Source organism: Pseudomonas sp. CM25 (assembly GCF_013179705.1).
GTDB lineage: Bacteria > Pseudomonadota > Gammaproteobacteria > Pseudomonadales > Pseudomonadaceae > Aquipseudomonas.
Genome location: NZ_JABMCW010000447.1, coordinates 1 through 3,739, shown reverse-complemented (window position 1 = coordinate 3,739; position 3,739 = coordinate 1). Strand labels below are relative to the sequence as shown.

Genomic DNA, 3,739 nt, shown 5'->3' with positions numbered 1-3,739 from the left:
ACGCGACCCTGCGCGCGCCGGGCGCAGCTTCGAGTTGCTGCGGGCGATCAACAGCAACCCGCCACCACCGCTGCAGATCGAACGCCCCGGCCTGCCCGAGGATGGCCACGACTCACGCACCTGGCAGCTGGGCGTGGGCACACGTGAGGACCGTGCCTACGCCGAATACGGCCTGCGCATGGCGTACCACGATCTGAATGACAACGCCTATGGCTTCCCGCTGGGTGCGCAGATCGAGATCCTGCAGCTGAAGGTGCGCCAGTACGAAGGCAACGACTGGCAGGTGCAGCGCCTGGACCTGGCCACCATCCGCTCGCTGACACCCCGCAACGAGCTGCTCAAACCCTGGTCATGGCAAGTAGCCGGTGGCCTGGAGCGGGTGCCGGGCAAGCATGATGACGAGGTGCTGGTAAGCCACGTCAACGGTGGGGCTGGCGGTACCTGGCAATTGGCTGACGGGTTGCTGGGCTTTGCCCTGGGTACGGTGCGGGTCGAGCATCACAACGACTTCGCCCAGTTCATCGCCCCGGCGGCGGGCTTCAATGGCGGGCTGTTGTGGCGCAACGGGCTGGGCAACATGACGCTGGAGGCCAAGGGCGATTATTTCACCAATGGCGAGGTGCGGCGCAGTGTGAGCCTGAACCAGCAGTGGGAGATCAGCCAGAACCTGGGGCTGAGGTTGAGCGCTTCGCGGGAATTCAGCCACCTGGCCACGGCGCAGAACGAGGTGATGCTGGAGCTGAAGTGGTATCACTACTGAAAGTTGCCGGTTGCCTGCACGGGCCTCATCGCCGGCAAGCCAGCTCCCACAGGATAACCTCGGCCTGCCGGGCCGGTGCAGTACATGTGGGAACTGGCCGGCGATAGGGCAGGTACAGGCAACAGTGTGATCCAACCGAGTCTTTGACACTGTTTTGACACCTCCCCGACAACTCGCCACCTAGACTCTCTCTCATCAACTGGAGGGTCTTGTAGTCATGTCGCGGTACTGGTTCGGCGTGTGCATCGCGTTGTTGTTGTCAGGTTGCGAAACCACCCATCAGCAGATGGTCGAGCACGGTTACCCTCCCGCCTATGCCGACGGCTTCCAGGACGGCTGCGGCAGCGGTCGCCAGGCGGCCGGGCTGATGGTGGGCAACTTCCGCAAGGACGTGCCGCGTTACCTGCACGAACGCCAGTACGAAACCGGCTGGGATGACGGCTTCCGCCAGTGCCACGCCATGCAGAACAGCGAAGAGCAGCGCCAGTATCACGAACGCTTCTGGGACCAGCGCGACCGCGAGTGGGAGCAGGAGAAGGACCGTGGCGCCGCCAAGGCCTATCGCCACGACTGAGTCGCAAACGGACATCCGTTGAAACTGCCGGCCTGCGATCATGGTCACCTGCACAAGGAGGCCCGCCATGAGCCGAGCATTCGTCAACGAAGACCAGGCCGCCGCCCAGGCCGACCAACCGGTTGAGCGGCGTGTCAGCGAACAACCCAACTACGTGACCGCCAGCGGCCTGCGCCAGCTGCAGGAACGGGTGGCCGGGCTGAATGCCTTGCGCAGCGAACTGCAGGCGCAGGGCGAGCGTGGCGACAAGCAGCGCCTGGCCGATATCGAGCGCGACCTGCGTTACTTCAATGCGCGGTTGCAGAGCGCCCAGCGGGTGCCGGCTGCGACGTCGGGCAGCAAGGTGCAGATTGGTAGCCGGGTGCGGTTTGTCGATGCCCAGGACCAGGAGCATGTGGTGCAACTGGTGGGCGAGGATGAAGCCGATGCGGGGCGCGGGCTGATCAACTGGGGGTCGCCGCTGGGGCGGGCGTTGCTGGGTGCCGGGCCTGGGGACGAGGTGGTGTGGCGGCGGCCTGTGGGAGAGCAGGTGATAGAAGTGCTTGAGGTTTTGGGTGGAGATTGAGGTCCCAGGGGGCTGCTTTGCAGCCCATCGCGACACAAGGCCGCTCCTACAGCGGACCGCGACAGACTGACTGCTCGCGATCGCTTGTAGGAGCGGCCTTGTGTCGCGAAAGGGCCGCAAAGCGGCCCCAGGAATCGCGAATCAGACCACGCCCTGCGCCAGCATCGCATCGGCCACTTTCACGAAGCCGGCGATGTTCGCGCCTTTCACGTAGTTGATACGGCCATCGGCCTCTTCACCGTAGTGCACGCAGGCATGGTGAATCGACTGCATGATGTTGTGCAGCTTGCTGTCCACTTCACCGGCAGTCCACAGCAGGCGCATGGCGTTCTGGGACATTTCCAGGCCCGACACGGCCACGCCACCGGCGTTGGAAGCCTTGCCCGGCGCATAGAGGATGCCGGCGTCCAGGAAGATATCCACAGCCGCCAGGGTGGTCGGCATGTTGGCACCTTCGGCCACGCAGATGCAGCCATTGCGCAGCAGGGTATGGGCGTCTTCGGCGTCCAGCTCGTTCTGCGTGGCGCACGGCAGGGCGATATCGCAGGGCAGGCTCCACGGCGTCTCGCCTTTGCGGAACTCCAGGCCGAACTGCCCGGCCAGCTCGCTGATACGGCCACGCTTGACGTTTTTCAGGTCCATGACCGCATCCCACTGGGCGTCGGTCAGGCCGGCTTCGGCGTACAGGGTGCCTTCGGAGTCGGACAGCGAAATCACCTTGCCGCCCAGGTCCATGACCTTGCGCGCAGCGTACTGGGCGACATTGCCGGAACCGGAAATTGCCACCCGGCGACCGTCGATGCGCTTGTCCTGGCGCTTGAGCATTTCTTCGGCGAAGTACACGCAACCGTAGCCGGTGGCTTCCGGGCGGATCAGGCTGCCGCCGTAGGTCATGCCCTTGCCGGTCAGCACCGAAGTGAACTGGTTGGCCAGGCGCTTGTACTGGCCGAACATGAAGCCGATTTCGCGGGCACCCACGCCAATGTCACCGGCCGGTACGTCGCAGTCGGCGCCGATGTGGCGGTACAGCTCGCTCATGAACGCCTGGCAGAAGCGCATCACTTCGGCGTCGCTCTTGCCTTTCGGGTCGAAGTCCGAGCCGCCCTTGCCGCCACCCATGGGCAGCGAGGTCAGGGAGTTCTTGAATACCTGCTCGAAGGCCAGGAACTTCAGTACGCTGAGGTTCACCGACGGGTGGAAGCGCAGGCCGCCCTTGTATGGGCCGATGGCGCTGCTCATCTGGATGCGGTAGCCCCGGTTGACCTGCACCTTGCCGTGGTCATCTACCCAGGACACACGGAACAGTACCGCACGCTCGGGCTCGACCATGCGCTCGAGGATGCCCGATTGCAGGTAGTGAGGGTTGGCTTCGAGGAACGGCCACAGGGTGCGCAGCACCTCTTCCACCGCCTGGTGGAATTCGGGTTGGCCTGGGTCACGCTGCTGGAGGCGCGCAAGGAAATTGTCGACAGATTCGATCATGGTAGACATCTCACCGAAGGGTTTGGACTTATTGGTTTTTTCAGGAATGTACCAAGAAGCAATTGCACTGGAATAGGGCGAGATGTCGTTTTTTTGAAATTATTTGGTGCGTTTTATATAAGTGTATACAAAAAGACCCCCTATATAGGCGCAGGCTTGTTTCAGCCAGGCACAAAAATGGGGCCACCGTGGGCCCCATTCCTGTGCATCAGTAAACCGGCTTACTGGGCCAGTTTCTTGTGCCGTACACGGTGCGGCTGGGCAGCAGCATCGCCCAGGCGCTTCTTGCGGTCTGCTTCGTACTCGGTGTAGTTGCCCTCGAAGAACACCACGTTCGAGTCGTCTTCGTAGGCCAGGA

General features: G+C 63.0%; 4 protein-coding genes and 1 pseudogene. 3 read left to right on the top strand and 2 right to left on the bottom strand.

What is annotated here, in order from left to right:
- From HP546_RS27535 to HP546_RS27525, 3 genes and pseudogenes are all read left to right on the top strand, one after another.
- A pseudogene (locus tag HP546_RS27535) lies at positions 1-760 on the top strand (hypothetical protein); the annotation flags it as partial.
- 217 nt (positions 761-977) lie between these two features.
- Positions 978-1,334, top strand: a complete 357-nt coding sequence (locus HP546_RS27530; protein ID WP_172232173.1) for a hypothetical protein — start codon at positions 978-980, stop codon at positions 1,332-1,334.
- A gap of 67 nt (positions 1,335-1,401) precedes the next feature.
- Positions 1,402-1,899: a GreA/GreB family elongation factor gene (locus HP546_RS27525; RefSeq protein ID WP_172232170.1), complete on the top strand. Its 498-nt coding sequence runs from the start codon at positions 1,402-1,404 to the stop codon at positions 1,897-1,899.
- Between the two features lie 141 nt (positions 1,900-2,040).
- Here the strand turns inward: HP546_RS27525 and gdhA are convergent, their stop codons facing one another.
- On the bottom strand, positions 2,041-3,381 hold the full coding sequence (gdhA, locus tag HP546_RS27520) for an NADP-specific glutamate dehydrogenase (protein WP_172232167.1): 1,341 nt from the start codon (positions 3,379-3,381) through the stop codon (positions 2,041-2,043).
- Positions 3,382-3,602: 221 nt separating this feature from the next.
- On the bottom strand, positions 3,603-3,739 hold a 137-nt coding region (locus HP546_RS31560), incomplete at its 5' end, for a hypothetical protein (protein WP_172232164.1).

What these genes read in the sequence shown, in the direction of transcription:
- HP546_RS27530 (WP_172232173.1), top strand. Translation starts at nt 978, where the DNA reads ATGTCGCGGTACTGGTTCGGCGTGTGCATCGCGTTGTTGTTGTCAGGT.
- HP546_RS27525 (WP_172232170.1), top strand. Translation starts at nt 1,402, where the DNA reads ATGAGCCGAGCATTCGTCAACGAAGACCAGGCCGCCGCCCAGGCCGAC.
- gdhA (WP_172232167.1), bottom strand. Translation starts at nt 3,381, where the DNA reads ATGATCGAATCTGTCGACAATTTCCTTGCGCGCCTCCAGCAGCGTGAC.